General features: G+C 71.6%; 10 protein-coding genes. 4 read left to right on the top strand and 6 right to left on the bottom strand.

The features are described 5' to 3' along the window. The first annotated feature begins 170 nt into the window (after window positions 1-170). Window positions 171-788 carry a TetR/AcrR family transcriptional regulator gene (locus ACIQMV_RS16980; RefSeq protein WP_141356554.1) on the top strand — a complete coding sequence of 206 codons (618 nt, stop codon included), beginning with the start codon at window positions 171-173 and terminating at the stop codon, window positions 786-788. 48 nt (window positions 789-836) lie between these two features. Here ACIQMV_RS16980 and ACIQMV_RS16985 read toward each other — a convergent pair whose 3' ends face one another. The 5 genes from ACIQMV_RS16985 to ACIQMV_RS17005 form a co-directional block, all read right to left on the bottom strand. Continuing rightward, entirely contained in the window at window positions 837-1,763 is a 927-nt protein-coding gene (locus tag ACIQMV_RS16985) for a LysR family transcriptional regulator (RefSeq protein WP_402593471.1), read from the bottom strand. Between the two features lie 565 nt (window positions 1,764-2,328). Beyond that, on the bottom strand, window positions 2,329-3,477 hold the full coding sequence (locus ACIQMV_RS16990) for a M20 family metallopeptidase (protein WP_402593473.1): 1,149 nt from the start codon (window positions 3,475-3,477) through the stop codon (window positions 2,329-2,331). Further along, window positions 3,474-4,148, bottom strand: coding sequence for a DUF1028 domain-containing protein (locus ACIQMV_RS16995; RefSeq protein ID WP_402593475.1), 675 nt, complete (start codon window positions 4,146-4,148; stop codon window positions 3,474-3,476). Before ACIQMV_RS16995 ends, ACIQMV_RS16990 begins: the two co-directional genes overlap by 4 nt. Next, window positions 4,145-4,615, bottom strand: a complete 471-nt coding sequence (locus ACIQMV_RS17000; protein WP_402593477.1) for a RidA family protein — start codon at window positions 4,613-4,615, stop codon at window positions 4,145-4,147. The genes ACIQMV_RS16995 and ACIQMV_RS17000 overlap by 4 nt, the downstream gene beginning before the upstream one ends. Window positions 4,616-4,625: 10 nt before the next feature. After that, on the bottom strand, window positions 4,626-5,912 hold the full coding sequence (locus ACIQMV_RS17005; RefSeq protein WP_402593479.1) for a flavin-containing monooxygenase: 1,287 nt from the start codon (window positions 5,910-5,912) through the stop codon (window positions 4,626-4,628). Between the two features lie 284 nt (window positions 5,913-6,196). On the opposite strand from ACIQMV_RS17005, the gene ACIQMV_RS17010 reads away from it, so the two are divergent. Continuing rightward, a complete protein-coding gene (locus ACIQMV_RS17010) occupies window positions 6,197-7,048 on the top strand; it encodes an NmrA/HSCARG family protein (protein WP_402593481.1) in 852 nt (283 codons plus the stop codon). A gap of 176 nt (window positions 7,049-7,224) precedes the next feature. On the opposite strand, the gene ACIQMV_RS17015 is transcribed toward ACIQMV_RS17010, so the two are convergent. Continuing rightward, window positions 7,225-9,687, bottom strand: a complete 2,463-nt coding sequence (locus tag ACIQMV_RS17015) for a beta-L-arabinofuranosidase domain-containing protein (protein WP_402593484.1) — start codon at window positions 9,685-9,687, stop codon at window positions 7,225-7,227. A gap of 464 nt (window positions 9,688-10,151) precedes the next feature. On the opposite strand from ACIQMV_RS17015, the gene ACIQMV_RS17020 reads away from it, so the two are divergent. Both ACIQMV_RS17020 and ACIQMV_RS17025 read left to right on the top strand, forming a co-directional pair. Further along, window positions 10,152-13,451 carry a LamG-like jellyroll fold domain-containing protein gene (locus ACIQMV_RS17020; RefSeq protein ID WP_402593486.1) on the top strand — a complete coding sequence of 1,100 codons (3,300 nt, stop codon included), beginning with the start codon at window positions 10,152-10,154 and terminating at the stop codon, window positions 13,449-13,451. Between the two features lie 249 nt (window positions 13,452-13,700). Further along, window positions 13,701-14,783: an ABC transporter substrate-binding protein gene (locus tag ACIQMV_RS17025; RefSeq protein WP_402593488.1), complete on the top strand. Its 1,083-nt coding sequence runs from the start codon at window positions 13,701-13,703 to the stop codon at window positions 14,781-14,783. Window positions 14,784-14,811 lie beyond the last annotated feature (28 nt).

Genomic DNA, 14,811 nt, shown 5'->3' on the forward strand with positions numbered 1-14,811 from the left:
CTTTCAGGGGCCGTCCGGAAACGGCGGGCGCGACGGGGCGGGCGGCTCGGCAGCGCGTGCCTGCGCCGGTTTCTTTGAGTCGAGATTCAAACAATAGGTGCACCGGCCGTCAATGCTTCTGGCTGAAACTTCTTGCGAAGACTGAGACGGGTATCAGAGAATTGGCCACCATGGGGAAAGCCGGTAGACCACGCAACCAGACGGCACGCAGGCAGGCCCTCGTCTCCGCCGCGGGACGGGCCATCGCGGAGCGCGGCCTCGAGGGCCTGCGCATCAAGGACATCGCGGACGCGGCGGGCGTCTCGCAGGGCTCGGTCCTGTACTACTACCCCGAGCTCGACGACCTCGTACTGGAGGTGCACCGGGGCGCGGTCGAGAGCTACCTGTCCTCGCGGCAGCGGGCCTACGACGAGGCACCCGCCGAGGATCCGGCGGCACGGCTGCGGGCCCTGCTGCACAGCGGTCTGCCGAGCATGACGGAGGATCCGGTCCACGGGCTGCTGTACGAGCTGCACCGGCGCGCCGGCCGCAGCCCGGGCCACGCCGAGCTGATGACCTCCCTCTTCGCCCGGGAGGTCGCTCTCTACACGACCGCCCTCGAGGTCGGCGCCGCGACCGGTGTGTTCTCCCTCGCCGCGTCCGCGCACGATCTGGCGCACGGGCTGGTGGCCCTGGAGGACGGCTACGGTCTGCACATCGTCAGCCGCAACGCGGCTCTGCGGCCCGACAGGGCCCGTGAGCTGATTCTGGCCCATGCCCGGGCGGTGACGGGCTGCGCCGGTCTGTAGGGCTCGGCGGGCACCGCCCGGGTCCGTCCCCGGTGAGCGGCTGCCGGCTCAGACCTCGGTGGACCGGGCGGCGGCGATCTCCCGCAGCAGGTCCATCACCGCTCGGGCGCGGGCGGTCTGGGTCACGCCCTCCAGGGAGGCGATCCTGACTTCGAGCGGGGAGGCGTCCCGGAGCTGGAGTTCCGCGATCTCGCCGCCGCCGTAGGTCTGGCTGGTCGCCGGGCGCTGGTTGAGCACGGAGTAGCCGAGTCCCCGGGCCACCAGGGAGCGCACGGTCTCGTAGCTCCGGGTGCGGTAGCGGACGTCGGGCGCGGTGCCGGTGGCGGCCACCAGCGCGCGGAAGTAGTCGCGGCTGTGGGGAAGGTCCAGCAGGACGAGCGGTTCCGTGGACAGTTCGGCCAGCTCCACACTGCCCTGGCCGGCCAGCGGGTGATCGGCCGGGACGATGACGTAGGCCGGGGCGCGGGCGATCGTCTCGCTGCGCAGGTCCGGCTCGGCCGACAGACCGAGGTGGTAGGTGAGGGCGAAGTCGATGCGCCCCGCCGCCAGGGCGTGGACGAGCTGGTCCGTCTCCGCCTCCACCACGTCGATCTCGATGCCCGGATAGCGTCCGGTGCACTCGCTGAACAGGTGGGGCAGGTAGTAGGGGGCCAGGGTCACGAAGCAGCCGACGGTCACCGGCCCGGAGATGGTCTCGCCCTCTCCCCGGGCCTCCCGTTCGACCTCGCGGGCGCGGGCCAGCAGATCCCGCGCCTGCTGCTGGAGCCGCTCCCCGGCGGGTGTGAGGGTCAGCCCCCGGCCCCGCCGGCGGATGAACAGCTGCGCCTGGAGGTCGCGTTCCAGGTTGTGGATGGCCGCGGACACGGCGGACTGCGCGATGTGCAGCTCCGCCGACGCCTCCGTCATCGAACCGCGCTCGGCGGCGACGAGGAAGTAGCGGAGCTGAACGAGCGTGAAACCCACTGGTGCCGTCATACGTGACCCTTGCGCCGGCCGATCCGTGTCGCAGTCGACCTTATGCGGCACCGCCCGGCGCACCTCGGCGGCCGCCGCTTCGGGCACGTTCTCGGGGGCGTTCTCGGACATGCCCTCGGGGCGCAGCAGGGCGGAACCGGCGGTCTCCCGCAGGAAGGGCGGCCACGAGACCGGCGACGGCGAACACCATCAGGTACAGGCCGGGCACCAGGGTGCTGCCGGTCGCGGAGATGAGGTGTGCCGGGGGCCTGGGGTCGGGGGCATCGGTGTCCTCCGGGTCGTCGGGGATCGAAGGGGCCGGTGAACGGCACGCCGGGCGTCGTGGGAAGGCGGTCCGGGGCGAGCGGACCGTGCGGCGGCCGGCGGGCGAAGGCCACCGCGCCGGCCGCCACGCCGAGGGTGTCGGCGGGGCGCCGCATGGCCGCGGGCAGCCGCCGGCGGTCGCGGTGGACCCCGTCGAACCGGCCGAGGCTGACCGCCGCCGGACCGGCGCCGGGCGGAACGTCTCCCGGGTGCTTCCACGGCACGCGACCGGTCCGCGCGGCCCTGGCGGCGGCCGCCCACGTCACGCCGCCGCTCCCCCGGCCGGTGCGCTCCGGTCCACGCCGGTCCAGGCCAGTGCGATCGCCCCGTCGAGCAGGGCCCGCCGCGCCGCCGCGCCCACGCAGTACGCGGCGAACTCGTGCTGGTGGTTGGTGGCGGGCAGGGATCCGATGCCGATGTAGGGGTGGATGGCCGGCACCACCTGCGAGACGTTGCCCATGTCGGTGGAGGCGCGGTTCATCCGCGCGGCCTGGCCGGGGGGCGCGAACTCCCGGCCCAGGGCGAGGGCGTTCGCACGGTAGTGCCCGAGGGCGGTCTCGTCCGTACGGAACTCCGCGTACGGCTTGCTCTCCGGCTCGATCCCCAGCTCGCAGCCGGTCGCGAGGGCACCGGCCTCGAAGGCCCGCATGACCCGCGGCTCCAGCTCGGCCAGTTCGGCGAGTGTCTCCGCCCGTACGTACCAACGGCCTGTCGACCGCTGCGGGATGGCGTTCGGGGCGTCCCCGGCGTGGGTCACCACACCGTGCACCCTGGCCGAGGCCGGCAGTTGCTGGCGCAGCAGGCCGATCGCGACCTGGGCCACGGTGAAGGCGTCGGCCGCGTTGACCCCGGCCTCCGGATAGGCCGCGGCGTGCGCGGACTTCCCGGTGTAGGAGATCCTGGAGTGGCTGACCGCGAACGGGCGGGCCTCGGCGACGTCGACCGGGGCAGGGTGCACCATCATCGCGAGGTCCACTCCGGCGAAGGCGCCCCGGTCGAGCATCTCGATCTTGCCGCCGCCGCCTTCCTCGGCCGGGGTGCCGTAGACCTCGACGGTGAGGCCGGCGTCGTCGGCGACGGCGGCCAGGCCGAGCGCGGCTCCCACCGAACTCGCGGCGATGAGGTTGTGCCCGCACGCGTGGCCGAGGCCCGGCAGCGCGTCGTACTCGGCGCACAGTGCGATCCGGACGGGCCCGCTGCCGAACCGGGCGAGGAACGCCGTCTCCAGACCCAGGTAGGACGAGGTGACGTCGAATCCGGCGCGGTCCAGCAGGTCCGGTACGGCGGCGGCGGCCCGGTGTTCCTCCCAGGCGGTCTCCGGGTCGGCGTGCAGCCGCTCGGAGAGGCCGATCAGCTCCTCGGCCCGGCGGTCGACCGCCTGCCGGGCCGCCTCCTTCAGCGCGCTCGTCACAGGTCGCCCGGGACGCCGTAGGAAGGAGCGGCGGCGGGGTCGAGGCCGCGCCGCACGTAGTCGTCCCGCTGCGGCAGCCAGACGTCGAGGAGTTCGCCGAGCCGGTCCACGGGATCCTCGGCCCAGTCCACCCGCAGGTCGGTCACCCGCCAGTCCACGTCCGCGACGACCGCCAGGCCCGCGGAGTACACCGGCCCCTCCTCGCCGCCGGCCGCGACGGCGGCCTTCAGGGCGGTGAGCAGACGCTCCTCGAGCTGACCGGTGGCCGTGGCGTAGGCGTCGAGGAGTACGCCGGGGATGTGCTCGCCGGACAGCATGTTGCCGGCCGCCACCGCGCCGTCCGCGGTGGCCGAGGCGTGCCTGCCGAGGGTCCGCGAGCCACTGTGGGCGAACCCGGGGCCGGAGCGGCCCAGCACGGTCAACTGCCGGTACTCGATGGACTTCGCGTTCCGCGCCGCGCCGGTGACGTCGGCCAGGGCACGCTCCGCGTCGCCGTGGTCGGCGAGCCCGTCCAGCAGGCTCGTGCCGAGGGTCGGGTCGGTGACGTTCTGCGAGGCCGCCGCGCCGACCCCGGGCCGCAGATGAACGACCCGGGCGGCGACCGCCGGACTCGACGAACTGGCCACGACGCCGAACCGCTCACCGTCGCGTACCACCAGGGAGAAGGTCATGCCCGCGCCTCCTCGGGGATCACGGCGACCGCGTCGATCTCGCACAGCCACTCCGGGCGGGCCAGGGCGGAGACCACCAGGCCGGTGGAGATGGGGTGCACGCCCTTGGTCCAGCGGCCCACGGTGCGGTACACCGCCTCGCGGTAGCGCGGGTCGATCAGATAGATGGTCAGCTTGACCAGGTGCTCCATCCGGCTGCCCGCCTCTTCGAGCAGCATCTTGATGTTGGCCATGGCCTGCTCGGCCTGGGCCTCGGCGTCGCCGACGCCCACGGACTCGCTGGTGTCGAGGTCCTGGCCGATCTGGCCCCGGACGTACACCGTGTCCCCGGCGACGACGGCCTGGCAGAGGTCGTTGTCGAGGTTCTGCTCGGGATAGGTGTCGCGCGTGTTGAACGGCCGGATCCGGGTGTGCCCGCCGGCGACGATCGGGGCGCGCGCCTGGCTGCCCTCGCTCGTGGAGGTCATCGTCCGCTCCTCAGTTCTTCGGGGTCGCCGGCGTGGCGCCGGGCCGGTCGGTGGTGCCGTATTCGAGGTAGCCGCGCTGGATCGTGATGTGGTCGGCGACGTATCCGGCGTCGTGCCACACACCCCAGATGAAGCTCGATCCGCGGCGGGACAGCCAGGGCAGGCCCAGGAAGTAGACGCCGGGCTCGGAGGACACTCCTCGCCGCTGGTCCGGCCGGCCGTTCTCGTCGAACGCGTCGACCTCGAGCCAGCCGTAGTCGGTGGCGAAACCCGTCGCCCAGACGATCGAGGTGACGCCGGCCCCGGCCAGGTCGAGCTCCAGAAGGGGGCTGGTCACGCAGTCCGGGTCGGGCCCGAGGACGTGGGCCTCCGGCTCCTCGGGGAGGTCGAGCCCGTTGCGCTCGACGTACGCGTCGGCCGCCCGCAGGAACGCGAGGTACTTGTCGTCGCCGAGCGCGATGTTCGTGGCGAGATCCGGCGCGAAGCGCAGTACGCCGTCGTCGTAGGACGCGGTCAGGCCGACGAGCTCGATGCCGGTGCCGACCAGGGCGCGGAAGTCCACGGTGTGACCGCCGCGGGCGCCGCTGACGGCGATGGTGACGTGTTCGGCACCTCGGGGAGGGGTCTCCGCGTCCCAGATCCCGAGCACACCGAGCCACCAGCAGAAGTCACGTGCGCGGTACTCGCGGGGAGGACGGTCGTGTGGACCGACGGAGAGGAGGACCCGGCGACCGGACCGGCGCAGTTCGTCGGCGATCTGGACCCCCGAGGAGCCGGCCCCGACCACGAGGACCGCGCCCTCGGGCAGCTGCTCCGGGTTGCGGTACCCGCTGGAGTGGATCTGCACGGGGACGGCGCCGTCCGGGACGATGGGCGGGATCACGGGCCGCTGGAACGGTCCGGTCGCGGCCACGACGAAGCGCGCGTCGATGGAGCCCTCCGACGTTTCGACCCGGAAGCCGGGCCGGCCGGCGTGCTTGCGCACCGAGGTCACCTCGACACCGCACCGGATCGGGGCGCCGATCTTCTCGGCGTACGTGACGAAGTAGTCCGCGACCTGCTCCTTCGAGGCGAAGGCGTCGGGGCCGACGTCGGAGAACTCCAGCCCCGGGAACCGGTCGTGCCACGCGGGCCCGTTGGCGACCAGGGAGTCCCACCGCTCCGAGCGCCACCGCTCGGCGATCCGGTGCCGCTCCAGGACGACGTGCGGTACGCCGTGGGCTCCCAGGTGCTCGCTCATCGCGACGCCCGCCTGGCCCGCACCGACCACGACCACTTCGGTCTCTTCACTGGGCATTTCAGCCTCCACTCAGGCGGTAGTCCATCCGGTGTCGCGTTGACTGTGCTACCGCACGAGACATCCTGGGGCGGACCCGAAAATCTGTCGAACAGATGTTTCCGGTTTGAGTGATCTGATTTTCAGATTCCGAGAGGAGGTGATGACCGGTCCCGCGAGCGCTGCGCCGACGCAGGCGGATCAAGGGGCGTGACGCCGGGCGTGTCCGGCGGGACGGATGGTTACCGTGGGGGCGGCGCCGGCGATCCGTTGCCGCGTCCCCCCACACGGAAGGGAACTCCTCGATGGTCGAAGAGCCGGTCTTGGTGCTTGCGGCAACCGGAGGACAGGGCAGGGCTGTTGCCGACGCCCTGCTGGGCCGCCGGGCCCGGGTCCGCGCGCTGGTGCGCGACCCCGCGCGGAAAGCGGCGCGGGAACTGGCCGACCGGGGTGTCGAGGTGGTGGCGGGATCCTTGAACGATCGCGGATCGCTCGCCGCCGCGATGAGCGGGGTGGCGGGCGTCTTCGCGTTCACCACCCCCTTCGAGGCCGGCGTCGAGGCGGAGGTGGGCCAGGGACGGGCCATCCTGGCTGCCGCCGAGGAGGCGGGCGTGCCGCATCTCGTGTTCAGCTCGGTCGCCGGTGCCGACCAGGAGAGCGGGGTGCCGCACTTCGAGAGCAAGGCACGCATCGAAGCCGAACTGGCCGCAGGCGACGTGCCTCATACGATCCTGGGGCCGACGTACTTCTTCGACAACGCTCTCGGCGGAGCGGACCGCGTCCTCGGCGGCGTCCTCGACCTGCCGCTGCCGCCCGACCGGCCGTTGCAGCAGCTCGCCCGCCCCGACCTCGGAGCGTTCGCGGCGGAAGTGCTGCTCGACCCCGCCCGCTACGCCGGGCAGCGCATCGAGCTGGCAAGCGACGCGCCCACACCCACGCAGATGGCGGCCGCGCTCGGCGCGGCACTGGGACGGGAGGTCCGCCATGAGCAAGCGCCTTTGGCGGCGGTCGCCAACCCGGACATGCACGCGATGTGGACGTTCCTGAACGGACCCGGCTACCGCGTCGACATCCCCGCACTGCACGCCGCTCACCCGGAGATCCCCTGGACCGGCTTCGCCGACTGGGCGCACGGCACGTTCGCGACGGCCCGCTGAAGCAGCCTGTTTGCCGATCCAGCCGCGTCGGGTCCTGCGGAGCGTGGCCATCGGGTCGTGACCGGCGAAGACCTCCGGAAAGCCGCGAACACTTCGTGCCCGCACGAACGTTCAGGGAGACGGTCGCCGGCGGAGACCTCAGTCCGGCCGCCGCCGTCACCGCCCGGGCCGCTGCCTCACGAAAGCCGGACCCGCCAGGCCAGCACGCCACCGGAGACGCCGGTCCGCAGTCGCACGCGCAGGCGCAGGGCGGTGACGGTCACCGGCTCGTAGGAGACGTGGTTGAACGTGTCGGTGGCCGTGCCGTACGCCGAGGCGCCGCTCACCGGCTGCCAGACACCCGCGGGTGACCGGTACTCCAACTGCCAGGACTGCGGTACCCGGCAGGCGCCGTGGCCGGTGTCGTCGTACCAGTACACCGACACCCCGCTCGTGCGGACCGGCTCGGCGTACTCGTACCGCACCCACTCCTCCGTGCCGGTCCGGTCCCACCAGGTGAAGCGGGGTATGGACTGGTCGAAGGAGTCCGCGGGCCCGGCCGTGGCGTTGATGATCAGGGCCTGGGGGCTGTCCACGCCGCTGAAGGACGCGGTGCAGGCGACCCATTCGCTCGCCCGCCGGCCCGATCCCGCCGTGGGAAAGGCGGTGATGCGCAGCCGCGCGGCGGCGGACGGGATCAGCGTGATGTGCTCGACCGGCTCGGTGGAGCGCGCCGGGCTCTGCTGGAGCGGCGCCGCCACGTCCTGGTCGTCGGCCTGCCAGGCGGGGACACGGCGCGCCTTGGCCTGCATACGGACGGGGGTGCCGGTGTGCGTGAACGGGTTGGCGGCGTGGGCGCGGGTGCGCTCCGGGGTGAAGGAGCGGGCGGGGTCCTTCTCGTCCAGTACCAGGGCGTAGTTCCACGGCGAGGCCGGGCGCACCTCGTACTCGGGCCAGTCCTCGGTACCGGCGAACCGCGTCCACTCCTCCTCGATCCGGAGGGAGTAGGTCAGCGGACCGTGGTCGACGGAGACCGAGTCGCGGTTCGCGCCCCAGGTGCGCACGGTGGTGCGCATGGGCAGGCGCAGTTCCACGGTGTCGCGGTGCTGCCAGGGGCGGTCCAGCACCAGGTATCCGCCGCTGCCGCGGGCCTGCGCGGGGCGGCCGTTCACCAGCACCGTGGGGGCCTGGCACCAGCCCGGCACGCGCAGGTAGAGCGGGAAGCGCACCGTCCGGGGTGCGGACAGGGTGAAGGTGACGGTCTCGCCGAACGGGTAGTCGGTGCGTTCGGCGATGGAGACCGTGGTGCCGTCGGCGACGTCGGCGCGCACCGAGGACTCCGCGTACAGCGAGGCGCACAGGCCGCCGTCGGCACTGGCCAGCCAGAGTTCCTCGGCGTAGTAGGGCCAGCCCATGCCGTAGTTGTGCGGGCAGCAGCGGTACTGGTGGATGCCGGGCATGTACGCCTGCATGGCGAAGCGGTTGTCGAACTGGCCATGTGACTTCGGGACGTTGTCGAGCTGGATGCCGTTGGCGGAGGTCGCGTAGTGGATGCCCTTGTGCAGCGGGTCGAGCGCGGCCGGCAGCAGGTTCAGCGCCAGCTCCTCGCAGCGATCGGCCCACACCGCGTCGCCGGTGATGCGGGTGAGCAGTTGATGGCTGTGCATGTACTCGACGATGCCGCAGGTCTCGAAGCCCTGGCGGGGATCGTGGAAGCCGCTGCGGGCGTTCTCGTCCCCGGCGAAGCCGCCGCCGGGGAACTGCCCGTACCGGCGCATCACGGTGTCGTAGACGCGGTAGGTGGCGTCACGGAAGGACGGGTCGCCGGCCAGAACGCCGTACTGGGCCGGTTCGCGGAAGCCCTGGGCCAGGTTGACGTTGTGCCAGGTGGGTATCGCGGTGGTGTAGTCGGCGCTGTTGGCGTGGATCCTGTGCACCAGGTCCAGCAACCAGGAGTCGCCGGTGCGGTTGTACAGCCAGTAGGCCGTGTCGATGGTGTCGCCGCAGCGGGCGGAGCCCCAGCCCTGTCCGAACAGTTCGGCAGGCTGCGTATCGAGGTACTTCAGCCACCCCCGCAGCGCCGGGACGACCCGGTCGTCGCCGCTGTACTCGTGCCAGGTGCGCAAGGCGTCCAGCACCGGCATGTACGGCCAGAAGTCCGGGCCGCCGCCCAGCGCCGTACGCAGCGCGGACGGGCCGAAGAAGCCGTCCGGCTGCCGGGTGGCCAGGATGCGGTCGATCCAGGCGCGGGTCAGCTCCAGCGTCCTGGCGTCGCCGGTGACGTAGCCGAGGTCGCCGAAGCCGCGCAGCCAGTACGGCAGTTCCTCCCAGCCGTCCCTGTCGGGCACGGCCCAGCCGCTGGTGGCCGGGGAGAGGTAGTCGGAGACCTCCGGCAGGCGCCCGTTGAGGCCGTTCAGCTGGAGGTCGAGCTGTTCGCGCAGCCAGCCCTTGGGGGTGACGCTGCCCGGGGGAAGCCGCAGAAAGGGCTCCTGCCGCAACGGGGCCCGGTTGGCCGGGTATCGGGCGGCAGCGCGGGTGGGGCCGACCAGACGCACCGGCGGCCGGGGCGCGGCCGCCTGCGCGGGCAGACCCGCCGTTCCGGCCAGCGCTGCGCCACCGACGACGGCCAGTGAGCGGTTGAGGAACGCGCGACGTTCCATGCGGACGTCCTTCCTTAACTGCCGGAGGTGGGACAGGGCGGTGGGACGACGAGGGGACCGCCGGCCGGCGGCGGTCGTGGTAGGGGGGTGACGGCCGGCGCGTGCGGACCGGCCGGCGACGCTGTGCGGACGCGGCGTCAGCGCGCCTTATAACGTTGGAGAGACTGCCGCCGACAGGAATGACAGCATGCGCGAGCGGTCGTGTCCAGACCTCGAACGGCGCCTGCTCGCCGCTGACTTGGAGGTCTTCCAACCGGGGCCGTGTCGGTTCGCATCGGTTGGGGTCCGGGGTCTGGACAGGGTTGCGAGGGCCCTGCTTTCATGCTCCCGCGCCGACTTTTCCAACGTTATACAAGACGCGTCCGCTGCGCTTCCCACGGTGTTTCCCGCTGTGCCGCGCGGCGCGAGCGTCTCCTTCGGCGCAGGTTCAGGCGTGGACAATTTCCGTTACGGAAAGGGTGAGCATGAGCCCAGGCAGACTCCGAATACCCTTCCTCGGCCGACTCGCTGCGTTGCTGCCACTGCTGCTGGGAGCCGCGTTGCTGGTCCCGGCCCAGGTGAGTGCCGCACCCGCTGCGGCGTCCCCTCCCTCCGCCGGGGCCGCCGACCTCGGCCTGCGAGGTGACTACTACCGGATGTCCAGCACCACGGCGCTGGACTTCGCGTCGTACACCGGCACCCGGATCGACAACTCCCTCTACGTCGACGACCTGCTGCCCACGCTGCGCGCCTACGCCGGGACCACGGACAACGTCGCGGTGCGCTGGACGGGCCGGCTCCAGGTGCCCACGGACGGCGTCTACACCTTCTACATCAAGGGCGACAACGGTTTCCGGATGTCCCTCGACGGGGCCGGTGTGATCGACCACTGGACCACCGACTGGGACGTCCAGACGACCTCCGAGGCGATCACCCTGACGGCCGGTCCGCACGACCTCGCGGTCGACTACAACCAGGGCAACGGCGGGGCCTACCTGCACACCGAGTGGTCGGGGCCGGGCTTCTCCCGGCAGCCGATCCCCGACTCGGCGCTGCGCCTGCCGGCCGGCTTCGCCCCCGCCGACGCCAAGGGCACCGTCGCCACGACCGGACGTGCCGCCACGATCGAACTGCCCTCCGCCGTGAAGGCCGTTCCGGCCGACGCGGCCAAGCATCTCGCGGTGGTCTCCGGAGGCACCCTCTGGTCCCCCACCGTGGCCAGGGATCCCAAGAACGCCTCCAGGCTCCTGGTCACCCCGGGCAAGGACGACACTCCCGTCTCCCTCAACGCCGACGTGCGGATCAGCTACGACGGCAAGGGCGCCATCACCACCGCCCACGGCGACCTCGGACCCTTCTCCGTGGTGGCGCAGAACAACTCCACCTGGTACTTCGCCACCAAGTGGGCCAAGGACGTCTCCGCCGACAACGCCCTGCCCGAGTACCCGCGGCCGCAGCTGACCCGCAAGGACTGGCAGAACCTCAACGGCACCTGGCAGTTCCAGGCCACCCAGCAGGACGCCGCGCTGCCCACCGGGAAGCTCACCGGGAAGATCCTGGTGCCGTATCCGATGGAGTCGGCCCTGTCCGGCGTCGCCAAGCACCACGACTGGTCGCTGTACCAGCGCACCTTCACCGTGCCGAACGGCTGGAAGGTGGGATCGGGCAACCGGCTGCGGCTGAACTTCGGCGCGGTGGACCACGAAGCCTGGGTCTACGTCAACGGCAGGCAGGTCGCCCACCACCTGGGCGGCTACGAGGAGTTCGGCGCCGACGTGACCGACGCGCTCACCGGACGCGGGCAGCAGACCCTGCTGGTGAAGGTCAAGGACACCACGAACGACAAGTACGCGCTCGGCAAGCAGTCCACCGACCCGAGCGGCATCTGGTACACCCCGACCTCCGGCATCTGGCAGACCGTCTGGATGGAGCCCGTCGCCGCGGCGAGCGTCGACTCGCTGGTGCTCACCCCGGACCTGGCGGACAACTCGCTCTCCGTCACCGTGCGCCCCGCCGCCGGCACCGCCCCGACGGCGAAGGTCACCGCCACCGCCTACGCCGGCAACAAGGCCGTGGGATCGGTCACCGGCCGGTCCGGTACCGCGCTGCGCATCCCGATCAGCAAGCCGCACCTGTGGAGCCCGGACGACCCGTACCTGTACAACCTCAAGGTGACCCTGGACGGCGGACGTGCCGGAAAGGACGAGGTCGGCTCCTACTTCGGCATGCGGTCGATCGAGGTCGCCCCGGTCGGCGGCGTCAACAAGATCGTGCTCAACGGGAAACCCACTTTCGTGATGGCCACCCTGGACCAGGGGTTCTGGCCGGACGGCCTGTACACCGCGCCGACCGACGAGGCCCTGAAGTACGACCTGGTGGAGCACAAGAAGCTCGGCTTCAACGCGGTACGCAAGCACATCAAGGTGGAGCCGGCCCGCTGGTACTACTGGGCCGACCGGCTCGGTCTGATGGTGTGGCAGGACATGCCGAGCCGTATGACGGCGGCGGCGGGCACACCGGAGACCCAGACCTTCATCGACCAGGTGCACACGATCGTCGACCAGCACATCAGCAGCCCGTCGATCGTCATGTGGACCATGATGAACGAGGGCTGGGGCGAATGGAGCAAGGCCGCCACCGGTGAGCTCGCGGACGCGGTCAAGAAGCAGGACCCGTCCCGTCTCGTCGATGCCCACTCCGGGGTCAACTGCTGTGCCTCCAAGGGTGATTCGGGGCGAGGCGACATCATTGACTTCCACGACTACCACGGCCCGGCGAACCCCGCCCCCGACGCCACCCGGGCGTCCGTCGACGGAGAGCACGGCGGCTACTCGTACGTCGTTCCGGGCCACATCCTGGGGACCGCCGGCGGTCAGGACTACGGTGACGCCGCCACCAGCACCGAGGAGCTGACCAAGGCATACGTGGAGAACACCAGGAAGCTGATCCAGCGTGCCTCCTGCGGGCTCTCCGGCTCGGTCTACACCCAGGTCACGGACGTGGAGGGCGAACTCAACGGCCTGCTCACCTACGACCGCAAGGTGGTCAAGGTGCTCCCCGGCCCGGTGCGGGAGATCAACCAGCAGGTCATCGCGGCGGGCTCCGCCGCGGGCGGGGTGAACGTCCCGCCGGGCACCCCGGGACCGGCCGGAGTGTCCTGGTGGCCGCTGCACCAGCAGACCGGCACGGTGGCCACCGACGTCGCCGGCGGACACGACGGCACCCTCAAGGGCGGTGCGACCTGGACCTCCGGGCCGAACGGCGGCGCGCTGCGACTGGACGGCACGACCGGTTACGTCGACGCCGGCGCGCCCGTCCTGGACACCGAGAAGGGCGACTACTCGGTGGCCGCCTGGGTCCGGCTGGACGACAAGGGCCACTTCAGCACCGCGGTGTCCATCGACGGCGACAGGAGCAGCGTCTTCTACCTCCAGTACTCCCAGGCCGACAAGCGGTTCGCGTTCAGCTTCTCCGGCGCCCGGGCGCTCGCGAACAGCATCGGTGAGCCGCAGGCCGGCACGTGGTACCACCTGGTCGGCAGTTACAGCCACCGGGACGGGGCGCTGCGGATCTACGTGGACGGCACCGAGGCGGGCTCCACCCGCGCCTGCAACGGAGAGGTGCCCACCGGAAACCTGGTGATCGGCCGCGGCAAGTACAACGGCGGTCCGGTCGACCACTGGACCGGTGCGATCGCCGACGTCCACGCCTACGACCGCGCCCTGAGCGGGGCCGAGGTGGCTTCGCTGGCCGCCCACGAACCCGCCGCACCCACCAGGCGGTGACGCGGGCGGGAGGCCCCCGGTCCACCCCGGGGGCCTCCCGGCCCCCTCCCTGGCCCTGACCCGGCCTAGCCGCTGACCTGCCCCTGCCCCTGCCCCTGCCCCTGCCCCTGCCCCTGCCCCTGCCGAGAACGTGTGCGACGCCGCATTCCCACCCTGTGGCCCCTTCGGTGCCCCTTCGGCGATCCGGACGACGCCGTCGACCTCGCCGTGACACAGCAGTCGCCCCACCACGCAAGGAGTGCAACGACCATGACCAGCCCTCGCAGATCCCGTCTCGTGGCCGCCGTCTGCCTCGCTGCCGCCGCGGCCCTCGCCGCCGGCTGCTCCAAGGAGGAGGGCAGCGGCACGGCCTCCTCCGACACCAGCCAGGGCGCCCAGGTGGTGCAGTCGCCGTCCGCCGACTCCTCGGGATCGGGCTGCACCCTGGAGGCCTACGGCGCCACCAAGATCGACCTGAAGAACGCGGTCGTCGGCTTCTCGCAGTCCGAGAAGGAGGCCAACCCCTTCCGGATCGCCGAGACCCGATCCATCAAGGACGAGGCCGCCAAACTGGGCGTCAAGAAGCTGCTCACCACCAACGCCCAGTCCCAACTGTCGAAGCAGATCAGCGACATCAAGGACATGCTGGCCCAGGGCGCGCAACTGCTGATCGTGGCGCCGCTGAACTCCGACGGCCTGGAACCGGCGCTCCAGGCCGCCGCGGCCAAGCACGTGCCCGTGATCACCGTCGACCGCAAGCTCAACGCCACCGCCTGCAAGGACTATGTGGCCTTCCTCGGCTCGGACTTCGTCGAGCAGGGCAAGCGGGCCGCGGACGCGATGATCCAGGTGACCGGCGGCAAGGGGAAGGTCGCGATCCTGCTGGGCTCGTCCGGGAACAACGTCACCACCGACCGCACCAAGGGCTTCGTCGACCAGCTCAAGGCCAAGGCCCCGGGTCTGGAGATCGTGGCCCAGCAGACCGGTGAGTTCGCCCGCGACAAGGGCCAGCAGGTGATGGAGCAGCTGATCCAGTCCAAGCCGGACATCACCGCCGTGTACGCGGAGAACGACGAGATGGGCCTGGGCGCCGTCACCGCCCTCAAGGGAGCCGGCAAGAAGCCCGGCAAGGACGTCAAGATCGTCTCCATCGACGGCACCCGCAACGCGGTGCAGGCCCTGGCCGACGGCCAGTACAACGGGGTGATCGAGTCCAACCCCCGGTTCGGCCCGCTGGCCTTCGACACCGCGCAGAAGTTCTTCGCCGGCGAGTCCATCCCGGAGAACGTGATCATCTCCGACCGCGCCTACGACGCGTCCAACGCCAAGGACTCCCTGTCCGGAGCCTACTGAGCCGCCCCCGGGCCGCCCGGGCCGCCCC

The organism is Streptomyces sp. NPDC091412 (assembly GCF_044756885.1).
Classification (GTDB): Bacteria; Actinomycetota; Actinomycetes; order Streptomycetales; family Streptomycetaceae; genus Streptomyces.

What these genes read in the sequence shown, in the direction of transcription:
- ACIQMV_RS16980 (WP_141356554.1), top strand. Translation starts at nt 171, where the DNA reads ATGGGGAAAGCCGGTAGACCACGCAACCAGACGGCACGCAGGCAGGCC.
- ACIQMV_RS16985 (WP_402593471.1), bottom strand. Translation starts at nt 1,763, where the DNA reads ATGACGGCACCAGTGGGTTTCACGCTCGTTCAGCTCCGCTACTTCCTC.
- ACIQMV_RS16995 (WP_402593475.1), bottom strand. Translation starts at nt 4,148, where the DNA reads ATGACCTTCTCCCTGGTGGTACGCGACGGTGAGCGGTTCGGCGTCGTG.
- ACIQMV_RS17000 (WP_402593477.1), bottom strand. Translation starts at nt 4,615, where the DNA reads ATGACCTCCACGAGCGAGGGCAGCCAGGCGCGCGCCCCGATCGTCGCC.
- ACIQMV_RS17005 (WP_402593479.1), bottom strand. Translation starts at nt 5,912, where the DNA reads ATGCCCAGTGAAGAGACCGAAGTGGTCGTGGTCGGTGCGGGCCAGGCG.
- ACIQMV_RS17010 (WP_402593481.1), top strand. Translation starts at nt 6,197, where the DNA reads ATGGTCGAAGAGCCGGTCTTGGTGCTTGCGGCAACCGGAGGACAGGGC.
- ACIQMV_RS17015 (WP_402593484.1), bottom strand. Translation starts at nt 9,687, where the DNA reads ATGGAACGTCGCGCGTTCCTCAACCGCTCACTGGCCGTCGTCGGTGGC.
- ACIQMV_RS17020 (WP_402593486.1), top strand. Translation starts at nt 10,152, where the DNA reads ATGAGCCCAGGCAGACTCCGAATACCCTTCCTCGGCCGACTCGCTGCG.
- ACIQMV_RS17025 (WP_402593488.1), top strand. Translation starts at nt 13,701, where the DNA reads ATGACCAGCCCTCGCAGATCCCGTCTCGTGGCCGCCGTCTGCCTCGCT.